The sequence below is a fragment of the Streptomyces sp. NPDC045956 genome, from assembly GCF_056430705.1.
The window spans coordinates 153,482-170,405 of sequence record NZ_JBWKKZ010000004.1 but is presented as its reverse complement, the minus strand read 5'-3'; the positions used below and the strand labels follow the sequence as shown (position 1 = coordinate 170,405).

11 protein-coding genes are annotated in these 16,924 nt (G+C 73.7%); 7 read left to right on the top strand and 4 right to left on the bottom strand.

From position 1 onward, the window contains the following. The first annotated feature begins 170 nt into the window (after nt 1-170). Both AC07FV_RS12945 and AC07FV_RS12940 read left to right on the top strand, forming a co-directional pair. The gene (locus AC07FV_RS12945; protein ID WP_479087360.1) at nt 171-3,050 is read left to right on the top strand and encodes a DEAD/DEAH box helicase; all 2,880 of its coding nucleotides are present in this window, start codon (nt 171-173) and stop codon (nt 3,048-3,050) included. After that, on the top strand, nt 3,047-4,321 hold the full coding sequence (locus AC07FV_RS12940; RefSeq protein WP_479086884.1) for an SWIM zinc finger family protein: 1,275 nt from the start codon (nt 3,047-3,049) through the stop codon (nt 4,319-4,321). The genes AC07FV_RS12945 and AC07FV_RS12940 overlap by 4 nt, the downstream gene beginning before the upstream one ends. Before the next feature lie 100 nt (nt 4,322-4,421). Here AC07FV_RS12940 and xylA read toward each other — a convergent pair whose 3' ends face one another. Then, nucleotides 4,422-5,585 (bottom strand): xylose isomerase, encoded by a 1,164-nt coding sequence (gene xylA / locus AC07FV_RS12935; RefSeq protein WP_383637032.1) that lies wholly within the window; start codon nt 5,583-5,585, stop codon nt 4,422-4,424. 164 nt (nt 5,586-5,749) lie between these two features. On the opposite strand from xylA, the gene xylB reads away from it, so the two are divergent. The 5 genes from xylB (at nt 5,750) to exaC (ending at nt 12,935) form a co-directional block, all read left to right on the top strand. After that, complete coding sequence (xylB, locus tag AC07FV_RS12930; protein WP_479086883.1) at nt 5,750-7,195, top strand: xylulokinase; 1,446 nt, start codon at nt 5,750-5,752, stop codon at nt 7,193-7,195. A 516-nt stretch (nt 7,196-7,711) separates the two neighbouring features. After that, nucleotides 7,712-8,920 (top strand): ROK family protein, encoded by a 1,209-nt coding sequence (locus tag AC07FV_RS12925; protein WP_383637039.1) that lies wholly within the window; start codon nt 7,712-7,714, stop codon nt 8,918-8,920. A 346-nt stretch (nt 8,921-9,266) separates the two neighbouring features. Beyond that, nucleotides 9,267-9,872, top strand: a complete 606-nt coding sequence (locus AC07FV_RS12920) for an N-acetylmuramoyl-L-alanine amidase (RefSeq protein ID WP_479086881.1) — start codon at nt 9,267-9,269, stop codon at nt 9,870-9,872. A 144-nt stretch (nt 9,873-10,016) separates the two neighbouring features. After that, nucleotides 10,017-11,276 (top strand): GAF domain-containing protein, encoded by a 1,260-nt coding sequence (locus AC07FV_RS12915; protein ID WP_479086879.1) that lies wholly within the window; start codon nt 10,017-10,019, stop codon nt 11,274-11,276. A gap of 135 nt (nt 11,277-11,411) precedes the next feature. Continuing rightward, nucleotides 11,412-12,935, top strand: coding sequence for an acetaldehyde dehydrogenase ExaC (gene exaC / locus AC07FV_RS12910; protein WP_479086878.1), 1,524 nt, complete (start codon nt 11,412-11,414; stop codon nt 12,933-12,935). A 4-nt stretch (nt 12,936-12,939) separates the two neighbouring features. Here exaC and AC07FV_RS12905 read toward each other — a convergent pair whose 3' ends face one another. From AC07FV_RS12905 to AC07FV_RS12895, 3 genes are read right to left on the bottom strand one after another with little or no spacing between them, the layout of a single operon-like run. Beyond that, entirely contained in the window at nt 12,940-13,977 is a 1,038-nt protein-coding gene (locus AC07FV_RS12905; RefSeq protein WP_479086876.1) for a porin PorA family protein, read from the bottom strand. 47 nt (nt 13,978-14,024) lie between these two features. Next, the gene (locus tag AC07FV_RS12900; protein WP_479086875.1) at nt 14,025-14,501 is read right to left on the bottom strand and encodes a (2Fe-2S)-binding protein; all 477 of its coding nucleotides are present in this window, start codon (nt 14,499-14,501) and stop codon (nt 14,025-14,027) included. 16 nt (nt 14,502-14,517) lie between these two features. Continuing rightward, a complete protein-coding gene (locus AC07FV_RS12895) occupies nt 14,518-16,872 on the bottom strand; it encodes a molybdopterin cofactor-binding domain-containing protein (RefSeq protein WP_479087359.1) in 2,355 nt (784 codons plus the stop codon). Nucleotides 16,873-16,924: the final 52 nt, after the last annotated feature.

Below are 16,924 nucleotides of genomic sequence, written 5' to 3'. Positions count from 1 at the left end.
CGGCGCACGGCGGCGTTTCCTCCCGGCGCTTCGTCCGAGGCGTCGTCCGGTACTGCCACTCTCCTCCTCGAACAGTGTCGCAAGCCACACCCGGGGCGCACCTCACGGCAACGGAAAGCAGGTAAGCTCTGCGCTCGCGACCTTGGCTAGTCAAATTTGAGGAATACATCATCGCCGCACGGACCGTCCTCCCGGCCGCACCCTCCGCCCTCTCCGACCTCTCCGACCTCGCTCACTGCCGTGCCGTCTTCCTGCCCGGCGATCCCGCCCGCGCCGGGGCGGTCGCCTTCTGGCACCCCGACGCCGAGGACCCTCCGGGCGTCGCCACGGGGCTGCCCGCGGAGCGCCTGACGGTCGTGCTGCCCGAGGGTGACGGTGTGCGTCCGGTGAGCGTGTCGGCGACGCTGCTTCCGGTGGGGTCGGCACTGCCGGTCCTCACGCGCGCGCGGGTCCGCGCGGAGGGCCATCGGGCGACGGAGTTCTGGGGCGCGGTCGCGGTCGAGGCCCTCCACCTCGTGGCGCGCGGGCTGCTGCTGCCCGGCCTGTCCGCGGCCGACCACGAGGCCTGGCGCGCGGGCCCGTTGGGCGCCGACGACGCCGAGCGCGTGCGCCATCTGGCGGCCGCTATGCCGCCCGAGGCACACGCGGTCCCGATCGACGGCGTCGAACCGCTGCGGCTCCCCGACCCGGAAGGGCTGGTGCGCGCCTTCCTGGACGCCGTCGCCGACACCCTGCCCCGCTCCCCCGCCGCCCCGATGGTGACGGCCGGTCCCGCCTACGCCTCGCGGGAGCCCCGGCGGATGCCCGAACTGCGCGAATGGGCCGCCGACGTCGCCGCGGGTCACGACGCGGGCGTACGCCTGTCCCTGCGCGTCGAGGTCCGGGGGCTGTCGGACGCGGCGCCCTCGGAGGCTCGGCCGGCGTTCCGGGCGGTGGTCCAGGTGCACAGCGTGAGCGATCCGGCGCTCGTCGCGGACACCGCCGAGGTGTGGGCCGGATCCGCGGTCGCCGCGTTCGGCACCCGCGCGCGGCTGGACGCCCTGCTCGCCCTCCGCCGGGCCGCCCGGGCCTGGCCCGCCCTCACGCCGTTGCTGTCGGCGGCCGTGCCGGACGCGGTCGAACTGGCCGACGAGGAGGTCACCGAGCTTCTCGGGGCGGCTTCCCGGGCGCTGGCCGGCGCGGGAGTCGACGTTCACTGGCCGAGGGAGCTGGCCCGTGACCTGACGGCTCACGCGGAGGTCGGACCGCCCGAGGAGGAGTCGGCGGGGCGCACGGCCTCGTCCGACGCCGGTCCGTCGTTCCTGTCCGCCGACGCGCTGCTCGCCTTCGACTGGTCGTTCGCCCTGGGCGACCAGCGGCTCACCCGTGCGGAACTGGAACTCCTCGCTGAGGCCGACCGCCCCCTGGTGCGCCTGCGTGACCAGTGGGTGCTCGTCGCCCCGGAGGAGGCGCTGCGCGCCCGGAGCCGCCGGGAGCACAAGGTCACGCCCGTCGACGCGCTCGCCGCCGCCCTGACGGGCTCGACGGAGGTCGACGGCGAGCGCGTCGAGGTGCGCCCCACGGGGTGGCTGGCCGAGCTGCGGGAACGCCTCGCCGATCCCGAGGCGCGGGAGGCCGTGGGACAGCCCGCGGCGCTCGACGCCACGCTGCGCGACTACCAGCTACGGGGACTCGGCTGGCTGGTCCGCATGACGTCACTGGGGTTGGGGTGCTGTCTCGCCGACGACATGGGTCTCGGCAAGACCATCACCGTGATCGCGCTGCACCTGCACCGGCAGACCGATCCGACCGCAGCCGGGCCCACGCTCGTGGTCTGCCCGACCTCCCTCATGGGCAACTGGCAGCGGGAGATCGAGCGGTTCGCGCCCGGCACCCCCGTGCGCCGCTTCCACGGCGCACGACGTGACCTGGAGGGCCTGGCGGACGGCGCGTTCGTGCTCACCACCTACGGCACCATGCGCCTGGACGCCGGACGGCTGGCCGCCGTCCCGTGGGGCCTGGTCGTGGCGGACGAGGCACAGCACGTGAAGAACCCGTACTCGGAGACCGCGCGGCAGCTGCGTTCCCTCGGCGCGCGCGCACGCGTGGCACTCACCGGCACCCCGGTGGAGAACAACCTCTCGGAACTGTGGGCGATCCTCGACTGGGCCACCCCGGGTCTGCTGGGGCGGCTCGGCAGGTTCCGCGAGCACTACGCGCAAGCCGTCGAAGGGGGGCAGGACCCGGCGGCCGCTGAGCGGCTGGCGCGCCTCGTCCGGCCGTTCCTCCTGCGCCGACGCAAGTCGGATCCCGGCATCGCTCCGGAACTGCCGCCCAAGACGGAGACCGACCACCCGGTGTCGCTGACCGCGGAGCAGACGGGCCTGTACGAGGCGGTGGTGCGCGAGGCGCTCGAGGAGATCTCCGGGGCCGACAGCATGGCGCGACGCGGCATGATCGTGAAACTGCTGACGAGCCTCAAGCAGATCTGCAACCACCCGGCGCAGTTCCTCAAGGAGGACCGTCCCCGGATCGCCGGACGTTCGGGGAAGCTGGAACTGCTGGACGAGTTGCTCGGCACGATCCTCGCCGAGGGGTCGAGTGTGCTGGTCTTCACGCAGTACGTGCAGATGGCGCGCCTCCTCGAACGACACCTGGCCGCCCGCGGCGTGTCGTCGCTGTTCCTCCACGGGGGGACGTCCGTCACGGCGCGGGAGTCGCTCGTGCGGCGCTTCCAGGACGGGGAGGTCCCGGTGTTCCTGCTGTCGCTGAAGGCGGCGGGCACCGGACTGAACCTCACGCGCGCGGAGCACGTCGTGCACTTCGACCGCTGGTGGAACCCGGCCGTCGAGGCGCAGGCCACCGACCGCGCCTACCGCATCGGCCAGACCCGCCCCGTGCAGGTGCACCGGCTGGTCGCCGAGGGGACGGTCGAGGACCGCATCGCCGCCCTGCTGAACCGCAAGCGGAAACTGGCCGACGCCGTACTGGGAGCCGGCGAGGCGGCGTTCACGGAGCTGACGGACACGGAACTCGCCGACCTGGTCGAGCTGCGAGGGGGTACGCGATGACACGGTACGACGACGACACGCAGCGGACGTTCGCCGCACTGCCGCCCGCACCGGGCCGGGGCTTCGCGCAGACCTGGTGGGGCCGCTCCTGGCTGAAGGCCCTGGAGGACGCCGCGCTGGACACGGCCCAGGTGAAGACGGGCCGCCGGCTCGCACGCGCGGGAGCCGTCGGGGCGGTGTCGGTACGGCCGGGCCGTATCACCGCCGTCGTCCAGGACCGGGACGGCACCGCGCACCGTGCCGACGTCCTGCTCGAGACGCTGTCCGACGCCCAGTGGGACCGCTTCGTCGACATGGCGATCGAGCGGTCCGGGCACGTGGCCGCCCTGCTGGACCACGACATGCCGCCGCACCTCGTGGAGGACGCCGCGACCGCGGGGATCGACCTGCTGCCGGGCCTGGGCGACCTGGAACCGGAGTGCGACTGCGACGCCTGGGACCACTGCGGGCACACCGCCGCGCTCTGCTACCAGGTGGCCCGGCTCCTGGACCAGGATCCCTTCGTGCTGCTGCTGATGCGGGGCCGCGCGGAGAGCGCCGTACTCGACGCCCTTCAGACGCACGGCGGGACGTCCGCGGAGGGACGCGCCTCGCGTCCGACGGGGGTGGACCCCGCCGAGGCCTACGCGGCGGGGCACGTGCTGCCTCCGCTGCCCGCGCTGCCCGCTCTGGGCAAGGAGCCGGGCGTACCGCCCTCCCTGGAGACCGAGGCGGTGCCACCCGCCGGCATCGACCCCGCCGCGCTGGCCTACGTGGCCGCGCAGGCCGCGGCGGAGGCGCACCGGCTGCTCGCCGAGGCCCTGCGTTCGGGGGTCCCGGGTGACGGGCAGACCGGGTCCGCGGAGGCGACCGCAGCGCAGGACGCGGTACGGCTGGCGGCCGGCGACCCCGGACCGGAAGTGACGCGACGCCTCGCCGAGGGCTCGGGACGTGACGGGGAGGAACTGGCCGTCGCCGTGCGCGCGTGGCGGCTCGGGGGAACGGCCGCCCTGTCCGTGCTCGAGGAGGAGTGGACACCGCGGGGCGACGCCTACGCACGCGCGCGTGCCGCGCTCGGGTCCGCCTGGGACGAGGACGAGCGGCCGTCGCTGCGGGCACGGGCCAACCGTTGGACCGTCGTGGGCGCGCCGCATCAGCTCCGGCTGGACCGCGACGGCCGCTGGTGGCCGTACCGCAGGGAGCGGGGCCACTGGCTCCCGGCGGGCGGTCCGGTCCGGGACCCCGCGACGGCCCTGGCCGCGGCGGCGCTCGCGGCGGACGAGGGAGCGTGACGCCCGTCCCCCCGACATCACGCCGGGGGGCGGGCGGTCGAACGGGCTCCGGCCCCACCCGTGCGACGGGGGGGGCCGGAGCCGTCGGTCAGCGGACCGCTCAGCGGGCGCCGAGGAGGTGGTCCATGGCGAGCTGGTCGAGGTGCTCGAAGGCCATGCCGCGGGCGGCGGCCTCGTCCACGTCGAAGGTGTCGTAGGCGGTCGGGTCGGCCAGCAGCGCCGCGAGGCCGTCCTCGGCGGTCGGACGGGCCAGCTCGTCCAGCCGTGCCGCGGCGAGCGCCTCCTGCACCTGCGGGTCGGCGCGGAACGCGGCCGCCCGGTCCTTGAGGATGAGGTAGTTGCGCATGCAGCCGGCCGCCGACGCCCACACGCCGTCGAGGTCCTCGGTGCGCGGCGGCTTGAAGTCGAAGTGCCGCGGCCCCTCGTACCCGGCCCGCTCCAGCAGGTCGACCAGCCAGAACGCGGCCCTCAGGTCACCCGCGCCGAACCGGAGGTCCTGGTCGTACTTGATGCCGGACTGGCCGTTGAGGTCGATGTGGAACAGCTTGCCCGCCCACAGTGCCTGCGCGATGCCGTGCGGGAAGTTGAGCCCCGCCATCTGCTCGTGGCCGACCTCCGGGTTCACCCCGTAGAGCTCCGGCCGCTCCAGCCGCTCGATGAACGCCAGCGCGTGGCCCACCGTCGGCAGCAGGATGTCGCCGCGGGGCTCGTTCGGCTTGGGCTCGATAGCGAACCTCAGGTCGTAGCCCTGCTCGGTGACGTACTCGCCCAGCAGGTCGAAGGCCTCCTTCATGCGGTCCAGCGCGTCCCGCACGTCCTTGGCCGCACCGGATTCCGCGCCCTCCCGGCCGCCCCAGGCGACGTACACGCTCGCCCCCAGCTCCACCGCGAGGTCGATGTTGCGGATCGTCTTGCGCAGCGCGTACCGGCGCACGTCGCGGTCGTTCGCGGTGAACGCGCCGTCCTTGAAGACCGGGTGCGTGAACAGGTTCGTCGTCGCCATCGGGACCTTCAGGCCCGTCGCGTCCAACGCCTGCCGGAACCGCTTGACGTGCTCCTCGCGCTCGGTGTCGCTCGACCCGAACGGGATCAGGTCGTCGTCGTGGAACGTGACCCCGTACGCGCCCAGCTCGGCCAGGCGACGCACCGACTCCGCCGGGTCCAGTGCCCGCCGGGTGGCGTCACCGAAGGGGTCCCGGCCCTGCCAGCCGACCGTCCACAAACCGAACGTGAACCTGTCCTCGGGAGTGGGCTGGTAGTTCATTCCGCGGCTCCTCACTCGCTGCCGATCACTCGCTGCCGACTATTTCGTCATGGCGCTTTACAAATTAGTATGCACACACGCTCCTGGGAAGGGACAAGGTGTCCCCCGACGGGTACGAGCAGTCCGGTCGGACCCCGCGGAGCCGCGGAAGAGGGAGAAACCCGATGTCAGCAGCCGAGGGTCCGCTCGTCGTGGGTGTGGACACGTCCACCCAGTCCACGAAGGCACTGGTCGTCGACGCCGCCACCGGCCGGGTCGTCGCCAGTGGCCAGGCGCCCCACACCGTGTCCTCCGGGGCGGGCCGCGAGAGCGATCCGCGTCAGTGGTGGGATGCCTTGCGCGAAGCGCTGCACCAGTGCGGCGACGCCGCTCGCGAAGCGGCCGCGGTGTCGGTCGGCGGACAGCAGCACGGACTGGTCACCCTGGACGCCCAGGGGGATCCGGTGCGCCCGGCCCTGCTGTGGAACGACGTGCGTTCGGCCCCGCAGGCCCGTCGGCTGATCGACGAGCTGGGCGGCCCCGGGACGTGGGCGGAGCGCACGGGCAGCGTGCCGAGCGCCTCGTTCACGGTCACCAAGTGGGCCTGGCTGGCCGAGCACGAGCCGGATGCGGCCCGCGCGGTCAAGGCCGTTCGACTCCCCCACGACTACCTCACCGAGCGCCTCACCGGTGAGGGGACCACCGACCGCGGCGACGCGTCCGGAACCGGTTGGTGGGCCTCCGGTACGGAGGCGTACGACGAGGACATCCTCGCGCGCGTGGGGCTCGATCCGGCGTTGCTGCCCCGTACGGTGCGGCCCGGCGAGGTGGCCGGCACCGTGCGCGACGGTCACGACCTGCCGTTCTCCAGGGGCACCCTGGTCGCCGCGGGCACCGGCGACAACGCGGCCGCCGCTCTGGGCCTCGGGCTCCGCCCCGGCGTCCCGGTGATGAGTCTCGGCACGTCCGGCACCGTGTACGCCGTGTCGCGGCACAGGCCCGCCGACCCGACCGGCACCGTGGCGGGCTTCGCCGACGCACGCGGAGACTGGCTGCCACTGGCCTGCACCCTCAACTGCACGCTCGCCGTCGACCGCGTCGCTGCCCTGCTGAACCTGGACCGGGAAGCCGTCGAACCGGGCACCGAGGTCACCCTCCTGCCCTACCTCGACGGCGAACGCACACCGAACCTGCCGCACGCCTCCGGCCTCCTGCACGGCCTGCGCCACGACACGACCGCCGGCCAACTGCTCCAGGCCGCCTACGACGGTGCGGTGCACTCGCTGCTCGGGGCGCTCGACCTCGTCCTGGACTCCGACGCGGACACCTCGGCCCCCCTGCTGTTGATCGGCGGCGGCGCCCGCGGGAGTGCGTGGCAGCGGACCGTACGACGGCTGTCGGGCCGGCCCGTGCAGATCCCCGAGGCGAAGGAACTGGTCGCACTCGGCGCCGCCGCACAGGCGGCCGGCCTGCTGACCGGCGAGGACGCCGCAGCGGTCGCCCGGCGCTGGAACACGGCCGCGGGGCCGGTGCTGGACGCCGTGGAGCGGGACGAGGCGGCGCTGGCGAGGATCTCCGGGGTGCTTTCCGACGCCGCACCCCTGCTGGAGCGGACCGCGGAAACCCGCTGACGGCGCGCTGCACGTGGGCGCCGCCGACGAGCCCCCAGCCGTTTCCCGGCATGCGGCGCGCGCCCCGAGCCCGCCGGCGCAGGCCGTGCCCGCGGACGGCCACCGGCGGAGCCGCCCCACGGCCGACGGGCGGCAGGCGGCAGGCGACAGGCGACAGGCGACAGGCGGCAGGCGGCAGGCGGCAGGCGGCAGGCGGCAGGCGGCAGGCGGCAGGCGGCAGGCGGCAGGCGGCAGGCGGCAGGCGACGGGAGGTTCGCCGACGGGACGTTCGCCGACGGGACGTTCGCCGACGGACACATCGGACGATGGCGGGGATCACACAGACTGCCGTCGGTCCGCGGGCGCGGGCGTGTGACGATGACCGGACCGGCCGAGGACCGGCCGCTTCTGCCGAGCCCGGCCAGACCCACCGGACCGACCGAAATCCACTGGACCCGACCAAGGCTCAGCGGACCCGACCGCCCTCGACCGATACTGACAGGAACCGACCGGGACCGACCAAGGACTGACGGAGGCATGACCGCACCCCCGCACGAAGACCGTCCGGCACGCGCCGGGCGCCCGCTGCCGGACACCCAGCAGGGCATGCGTCGCCGCAACCTCGCCCGGGTGATGCACACCGTCAGTGCCGAGGGCCCGCTGTCCCGAGCCGCCGTCGCCTCACGCATCGGGCTCACGCGGGCCGCCGTGTCGACGCTGGTGGACGAGCTCATCCGCTCGGGCCTCCTGGAGGAGCTGGGCCCCGAGCGGCCCGGCCGGGTGGGGCGGCCCGGGTCGGCGCTCGCCGTCAGCGCACAGGGCCCGGCGGGCATCGGTGCCGAAGTCGGCGTCGACCACCTCGCGGTCTGCGCGGTCGACCTGCGCGGCCGGGTGCGGTCCCGGGCCGTGCGGTACGGCAGCAACCGGGGCCGTTCGCTGGAGCCGGTGGCCGAGCAACTCAACGGTCTGGTGCGGCAGGTCGTGTCGGAGGCCGAGTCGGAGGGGCTGTGGCCCGCCGGTCTCGCGGTGGCCGTGCCGGGTCTCGTGGCCCGGGACGCGCGGACCGTCGTACGCGCTCCGAACCTGGACTGGCACGACGCCGACCTGGGCGTTCTGCTCCCCGCCGACCTGCCGCTGACCGTGGACAACGAGGCCAACTTCGGCGCGCTCGCCGAGCTCTGGCTCGGGGGCGGCACCCCGCGGGACTTCCTGCACGTGTCGGCCGAGATCGGCATCGGTGCCGCGGTGGTCGTCGACGGGCGGCTGCTGCGCGGTACCCGTGGGTTCGCAGGGGAGCTGGGCCACGTCCCGGTCCGGCCCGACGGACCGGAGTGCGCCTGCGGCGGGCGGGGGTGCCTGGAGCAGTACGCCGGCGAGAAGGCGGTACTGCGCGCGGCCGGGGTGGAGCCGGGCGAGGACCGCGTGGGACTGCTCGCAGGGCGCGCGACGGAGGGCGACGAGGCCGTGCGGCGAGCCCTGAGCGACGCGGGCAGGGCACTCGGCATCGCGCTGACCGGCGCGGTGAACCTGCTGGACCCCGAGAGCGTGGTGCTGGGCGGGGCACTGGCCGGACTCGCCCCCTGGCTGCTGCCCTCCCTGCGCGACGAACTCGCCCGCCGCACGGCCGGACCGGCCTGTCCGGTCTCCGTGTCGGAGCTGGGCCCCCAGGGCCCGCTGCTCGGCGCCGCGCACTCGGTGGTACGGGCGGTCCTGGACGACCCGGCGGTGGTGGCGGAGCGGGCCTGAGCCCTATCCGAGAACGGGGCTCCCTCGCCGGCCCCGGCCCCCTGCTCCTGCGCCTGCTCCTGCGCCTGCTCCTGCGCCTGCGCCTGCTCCTGCGCCTGCGCCTGCGCCTGCGCCGACCCGACACAGGCCGCTCGCCCTCCCCGCCCCGTCCCGCGCCGCCCCGCTCAGCCGTCCCCCGCCACGCCCTCTTCACTCGATCGAGTGAGCGAGATGTCCACAAGGAGGCGTCCGTCCACGGAACGGCGCGGCGCTCTCCTGCGCAACCTCCGCCGCCCGTACGGTGATTCGCACCGACAGATCTCACACGGGGGCCGCGCTCGCCCCCACCCCACGAAAGGGCAGCCCCATGGAAAGGGAAAGGACCACACCTGTTCCGACCAGGCGGAGGCTCCTGAAGGGAGCCGCGCTCGCCACCGTCCCGTTCGCCCTGCTCTCCGGCACCCGGGCCGCCGCCCGACCCACCGCCGTCGACTACCCTGCCGCCGAGTGGCAGCCGGCGAGCACCTCCAACCACACCCCGTCGAGCCGGCCCACCACCTATCCCGTCGACTACGTGGTCGTCCACGTCACGCAGGAGACGTACGCCGACACCCTCTCCATCTTCCGCAACCCGGAGAAACAGGTCTCCGCGCACTACGTCGTCCGGTCCGCCGACGGGCACGTGGCCCAGTGCGTCCGTGAGGCGGACGTCGCCTGGCACGCGGGGAACTGGGACTACAACACCCGCAGCATCGGCATCGAGCACGAGGGGTGGGTGGACCGGCCCGAGTACTTCACCAACGCCCTGTACGAGGAGTCCGCCCGGCTCACCGCGGCGATCTGCACCAGGTACGGCATTCCCAAGGACCGCAGCCACATCATCGCCCACCACGAGGTACCGGGCAGCGATCACACGGACCCGGGGCCCCTGTGGGACTGGACCCGTTACATCAGACTGGTCAACTTCGCCTGACTCGGGCGCTGTTCGCCGCCTCGTCGCCACCTGTTCCGCGTCCGGTGTCCCCATCCGGGTGTGATGGCGCTGGTCGAAAAGGTTGTCCGCGCCTGCCCACGGAGTGACGATGTCCCCACCGCATCACTCCCCGGGGAGGCCGAGTTGACCGATTCGTGGCTGGCTCTGGAGCCGGGGGCCGACCCCGTCGAACGCGCGCGGGCGCTGCGGCGGGCGCACGCGACCTTCACCGAGGCGGGGACCGTGCCGCGTCCCGTGCGCCCGGTCGTGGCGGAGTCGTGGCGGCGCTCGGTCCGGGCGGGCGTCGGCCCGGACAGCAGCGCGCACGTGGAGCTCACGGACGGCGATCTGGGCGCCTACCGGGCCGAACATCCGCTGGCGCGGGTGATGCCGCTCATCCGCGAGCTGCTGGGCGCGTTCGCCTCCGACGGCGAGCATCTGCTCGCCGTGTGCGACGCGCACGGCAGGCTGCTGTGGGTCGAAGGTCATCCGGCCACGCGACGCCTGGCGGGGCGGATGAACTTCGTGCCCGGCGCCCGGTGGGCGGAGTCCGCGGTCGGCACGAACGCACCGGGCACGGCGGTGGCGGTCGGCCGTCCGGTCCAGGTCTTCGCGGCCGAGCACTTCGTCCGGCGGGTCCAGCCGTGGACGTGCGCCGCGGCTCCGGTGCACGATCCCCGCACCGGGCGGGTGCTCGGCGCGGTGGACATCACCGGCGGGGACGGCTTGGCGCACCCGCACAGCCTGGGCTTCGTCCAGGCGGTCGCCCGTGCCGCGGAGTCGCAGCTGGCGCTGCTGGCCCCGGAGCCACCGGAGGACCGGACGGCTCAGCTGACCGCGCTGGGCCGGGACGAGGCGCTGCTGAGCGCGGGAGGCCGCACCGTCCGGCTGAGCCGGCGGCACAGTGAGATGGTGCTGCTGCTGGCCCACCACCCGGACGGCCTGACCGGCGACGAGTTGCTGTGCGCGCTCTACCGGGACGAGGCGGTGCCGCCGGTGACCTTGCGCGCCGAACTGGCGCGGCTGCGTGCGCTCCTGGGGCCGGGTCGGCTGGCTTCACGGCCGTACCGGCTCACGATGCCCGTCGACTCCGACGCCGCCGTGGTCGAACGGCGCCTGCGGGCCGGTGCGGTGACGGCGGCCGCGACGGCGTACGCCGGGCCGCTCCTGCCCGGTTCCCAGGCCCCGGCGGTGACCCGGCTCAGGCGCCGGCTCGCCGACGGTCTGCGCGCCGCGCTGATCGCCTGCCGCGATCCCGACCTGTTGGCCGACTGGGCGCACGCGCCCTGGGGCGAGGACGATCTGGACGTCTGGCGGGCGCTGGTCGCGGCCCGGCCGACGGCCGCGGCCCTAGCCCGGCTGGCCGCGCTGGAGTCGGAGCTCGCGGCGCCCGGGGCGTGGTGAAACGCTCACCGGGCGCGGCGGGCCGCCGCCCTCGGAGGGAGTCGCCGCCGCGCAACGTCCCCGCAACGTCCCGCCTCCTAGCCTCACGGGCGGAGCTGTCCAACGGCGGGCAGCGCTGGACGAGGGAGGCACAGGATGACCCGTTACGCGGCGCCCGGCACCGAGGGCGCGATCGTCTCCTACCAGTCGCGCTACGACCATTTCATCGGCGGCGCGTACGTCGCGCCGGCGCGGGGGCAGTACTTCGAGAACCCCTCGCCGGTGGACGGCCGGCCCTTCACGGAGGTCGCGCGCGGTACGGCGGAGGACGTGGAGCGCGCACTCGACGCCGCGCACGAGGCCGCGCCCGGCTGGGGCCGCACATCGGTGACCGAACGCTCCGACATCCTGCTGCGGATCGCCGATCGCATGGAGGTGAACCTGGAGAGCCTGGCGGTCGCGGAGAGCTGGGAGAACGGAAAGCCGGTGCGCGAGACGCTGGCGGCCGACATCCCGCTCGCCATCGACCACTTCCGCTACTTCGCGGGCGCGGTCCGCGCCCAGGAGGGCTCGATCGGCGAGATCGACGACGACACGGTCGCGTACCACTTCCACGAGCCGCTGGGGGTCGTCGCGCAGATCATCCCGTGGAACTTCCCGATCCTGATGGCGGTCTGGAAGCTCGCGCCCGCTCTCGCGGCCGGCAACGCGGTGGTCCTGAAGCCCGCCGAACAGACCCCGGCCTCCATCCACTACTGGCTGAGCCTGGTCTCCGACCTGCTGCCGCCCGGCGTCCTCAACGTCGTCAACGGCTTCGGCGTGGAGGCGGGCAAGCCGCTCGCGTCCAGCCCGCGCGTGGCGAAGGTGGCGTTCACCGGGGAGACCACCACCGGGCGGCTGATCATGCAGTACGCGTCGGAGAACATCAAGCCGGTCACCCTGGAGCTGGGGGGCAAGTCGCCGAACATCTTCTTCGACGACGTCTGGGCGCGGGACGACGACTTCCGTGACAAGGCACTCGAGGGCTTCACGATGTTCGCGCTCAACCAGGGCGAGGTGTGCACCTGCCCGTCCCGGGCCCTGATCCAGCGCGGCAACTACGCCGACTTCCTCGAGGCCGCCGTCGCGCGCACCGAGCTGATCAGGCCGGGCCACCCCCTGGACACCGACACGATGATCGGCGCTCAGGCGTCCAACGACCAGCTGGAGAAGATCCTCTCCTACCTGGACATCGGCCGCCAAGAGGGTGCCAAGGTCCTCACGGGCGGCGAACGGATCGAGTACGACGGCGAGTTGAAGGGCGGCTACTACGTCCAGCCGACGATCTTCGAGGGCCACAACCGGATGCGGATCTTCCAGGAGGAGATCTTCGGCCCGGTGGTGTCGGTCACGTCCTTCGACGACTTCGACGACGCCGTCAGGACCGCCAACGACACCCTGTACGGGCTGGGTGCCGGCGTGTGGACCCGCGACATGAACACCGCGTACCGCGCGGGCCGCGCGATCCAGGCGGGCCGCGTCTGGACGAACTGCTACCACGCCTACCCGGCGCATGCCGCCTTCGGCGGCTACAAGCAGTCCGGGATCGGCCGGGAGAACCACAAGATGATGCTGGAGCACTACCAGCAGACGAAGAACCTCCTGTGTTCCTACAGCCCCAAGAAGCTCGGCTTCTTCTAGCACCTCATGTCGGGTCGCCGGGAGGGGCGTTCCCCTCGGCGCGGTGTCGGCGCCGGGCGAGAACGGCGGCGGTCGTGACGAGCGCGACCGCGACGGCGAGCAGGGTGAGCGGCGCCGTGACCGTCATCAGGGTCAGCAGCCGGCCGGCCGTGGACGCCTCGTCCGCGAGGTCCGCGGAACTGTCGGGGGTCACCTCGAAGGTGAGGGCGGACACCGGCAGCAGAGGCGCCGTCGTCGCGCCCGGTGTCCCGGTGGCCGCCAGGATCGTACGGTCGACGGTCTGGTCGATGGCTATCCCGGTCTGCCGGTCGATGTGGGCCACCAGCTTCGACCGGCAGACGTAGGTGAGGGGAACGGGGTCCGGCAGCGCGGCCAGGGCCTCGGGGGTGAGGCGGGCCCGGGCGGCGGGATCGAGCGCGGGCCCGAGGCCGGCGACGAGCTTCCTGGGCAGCGCCTTCGGCAGCGGTGCGAGCACTTCCGGGTCCTTGACGGGTGCCGAGACCGTGATCTCGTAGACGTTCACCGTGCGGCCCTCGCGCTGCGCGGAGCCCGTGTAGCGAACGGGCACGATCGAGCGTGTCGTGGAGTCGTAGTAGGTGTGGGAGTCGTCCCGCGCCGCGTCCGGCGGGAAGGCGGAACTCAACGCGCCCCGCGAGGGCTCGACGGGCGTCGCGGACGGTGGGGCCGTGCCCTCCCTGCTCCGCCGGTCCACGGCGTAGGTCTTCGAGCTGGGGAGGGACCGTCCGTCGGCGGTGACGGTCAGCGTGTCCTCGACGAGCGCGGTGTCACCGTGGGTGGAGACGGCGCGCACGCGCCGCTCGACGCTCACGGGGACGTCCGGTCTCAGCGCGTGCGCGGTGTCCCCCGTTCCCAGGGCCTCGGCGTCCAGCAGGGTGGCGCGGCCCGCGTAGTGGACCGTCTGGTCGGTGTCGTCGGGCAGTTTCGTCGCGGCGGGGGCGACGACGAAGCGCACGATCGCCGCCGCCGCGAGCAGTACGGCGGCCACGGTGACGAGTACGAGTGGTGTACGGCGGGCGGACACGGGGCCCTCCCTCTCTGTCGGGTCTCTGTCGGGTCTCCCGCTGCGGGTCACATGGCGCGGGCGCCTGCCCTGATCGCTTCACGGATGCGGGGGTAGGTGCCGCAGCGGCAGATGTTGCGGATGCCGTCCAGGTCTGCCTCGGTGACCGAACGGCCCTCCTCCCGGACGCGGCGGACCAGCGCGACGGCGGCCATGATCTGGCCGGGTTGGCAGTAACCGCACTGCGCCACGTCCAGGTCGATCCACGCCTCCTGCATGGGGTGCAGGTCCGCCCCCACCGTGGCGGGCAGGCCCTCGATGGTGGTGACCTCGTCGGTGGGCCGCAGGTCTTTCACGGGGATGGCGCAGGGGTTGGCGGCCCGGCCGTTGAGGTGGCTCGTACAGGCTTTGCAGACGTTGATGCCGCAGCCGTACTTCGGCCCGGTCACGCCGAGGATGTCCCGGAGGACCCACAGCAGCCGTTCGTCGTCCGCGGCCTCGACGGTGACCTGCTCGCCGTTGAGGAGGAACGTGTGCTCAGGCACGGGAACTCCCAGGGGTTCAGCGGACGTGGTCCAGGCCGTCGGTGGGTGAGGCCGGGACGGGCGGGACGGTGGGTTTGGGGACGAAGGAGAGCGTGCCGTGGTTGACGGGGAAGACCGTCGGCATCGTCCCGGTGGCGCGGCCGTACGCGCAGGCGACCGCGGCCGTCGAGGCGGCCACGCCGAGTTCACCGGCGCCGCCGGGCCGGTCGCCGGTGGCCGGCATCACGATCACCTTCAGCTCGGGGGGCGTGTTCCACTGGCGGGTGTAGAAGTAGTTGTCCCAGCTGGCCTCCAGGAAGGCGCCGTCGCGCAGGTGGAGGCTGGAGGTCAGGGTCAGCGCGATCCCGTCCATGAGGCAGCCCGTCATCTGGGCCTCGAGCCCGCGGGGGTTGACGGCCAGACCGACGTCGACGACGATCACCGCCTTGGTGACCCGGGGGCCGGTGACGCCGTCGCGGACAGGCCGCTCGACCGTCTCGGGGCGGCAGTCGATCTCGACGAGCACGGCGCTGGCGGAGTGGTACTCGGAGTGGAAGGCGATGCCCTGCGCCGTCCCGGCGGGCATGCTCCTGCCCCAGTCCCCCGCCTCGGCGGCCTGGTCCAGTACGGCGCGGGCGGCGTCGTCCCGCAGGAAGTCGCGGCGGAACCGGTAGGGGTCCTTGCCCATCCGGCCGGCCAGCCGGTCGACGAGGAGTTCGCGGGCGCAGGTGACGTCCGGGGAGTAGACGTTGCGCATGCTGCCGGTGTTGAAGCCCCTGTCCGTCTCGCTCAGCAGGCGGCTGTTGACGCCGAAGTCGTAGGGCATCGACTGGGAGAGCTGGAAGAAGGTCTCCGCGAAGCCGATGTCGCCCACCGGCAGTTGCGCGGCCAGGGCGGTGAAGATCTCCCCGAGGCCGTGGCCGAGGTCGGTGGCGACGCTGGTGTGCCGCTGCCGGTAGCCGAGCACGGTGCCGCCGAGGTAGGCGATGCGCACCCGTGAGGTCGCCATGGGGTGCGTCCGCCCCTGGCGGGAGTCGTCCGCGCGGTGCCACATGAGCTTCACCGGCTTGCGGATCCGCTGCGAGACCTCGGCGGCCTCCAGCGCGGCGTCGAAGAAGAGCTTGCGGCCGAACGAGCCGCCTCCCTCGGTGACGTGCACCTTCACCGCGCTCGGCGCCAGGCCGAGCCGGGCGGCGATGGCCTGCTTGGCGACGATCGGGGCCTTCAGACTCGACCAGATCTCGGCGCGGTCGGCGCGGACGTCGGCTATCGCGGCGTTCGGCTCCAGCGCGCTGTTGCTGCGGAAGTGGAAGGTGAACTTCTCTTCCACGTACGGCGTCAGCGGCGGTGGCCCGAGCGGCAGTTCGGCCGCCGCCAGCGACCTGAGCACGGACGCGTCGGACTTGCCCTCGGCGCTGCCGGGCCTCCACTGCACCCGCAGCGCCCGTACGGCGTCGATGCACCGGCCGAAGGTGGTCGCGCGCACCGCGACCCCGGTCGTGATCGCCACGACGTCGGTGACGCCGGGCAGGGCGAGGACCTCGTGCAGGTTGGACACCGTGCCGACCCTGCCGTTGATCGTCGGGGGCCGGCACACCATGGTCGGCAGGGCGTCCGGGACCTCCAGGTCCAGCGTGAACGTCTTGCGTCCGGTGACGGCCGCCAGGGCGTCGAGGCGGCCGTGCGGCTTGCCGATGACCGTGAACAGGTCGCGTGGCTTCAGGGTCACGGCGACCTGCTCGGTCCGCACGCCGGCGGCCTTGCGGGACAGGGGCCCGATGTCGGTGCTCCGGTTGCCGGGGCCGGTGACGCGTCCCCCCTTCAGGGTCAACCGGGACGCGGGGACCCCCCATTCCGCGGCCGCCGCCGCGAGCAGCCGGTTCCTGGCCAGGGCGGCGGCGACCCGGATCGGGGTGTAGGTGGAGAAGGTGGTGTTCGATCCGCCGGTGAGCTGGTTGAAGAGCAGTTCCGGCCGCGCGTCGGCCAGGGTGATGTGCACCTGTGCGAGCGGTACGCCGAGTTCCTCGGCGATCAGCATGGCCGTCGACGTGGTGATGCCCTGCCCCACCTCGGTCCGCGGCAGGGCGAAGGAGACGGTGGAGTCCTCGTTCACCTCGACCCTGATCAGGCCGGACGTCGGCAGGGCGGCGGCGGTCATCACGTCGTTCAGGTCGATCAGTTCCGTGATCTCGGGCGAGGGGATCCCGGGTGAGGGGGTCTCCCGGGAGGCGGCCGCCGGTGGCGGGGCGCCCGCCGCGCCGGCCCGGGGGGCGGGGACGAGGTGGGCCGCGGTCGTCAGGGTGGGCGCGGCCAGCACCCAGCCGAGGAAGCGCCTCCTGGCGAACGGCTGTGCCTCCGAGCCCTGCCGCGGCGCACGGTCGGCGGCGGTCACCGGCGGGCCCCCGCGCTCCGCGTCGACGGCCGTGCCCGCCCGCCGGCCCGGT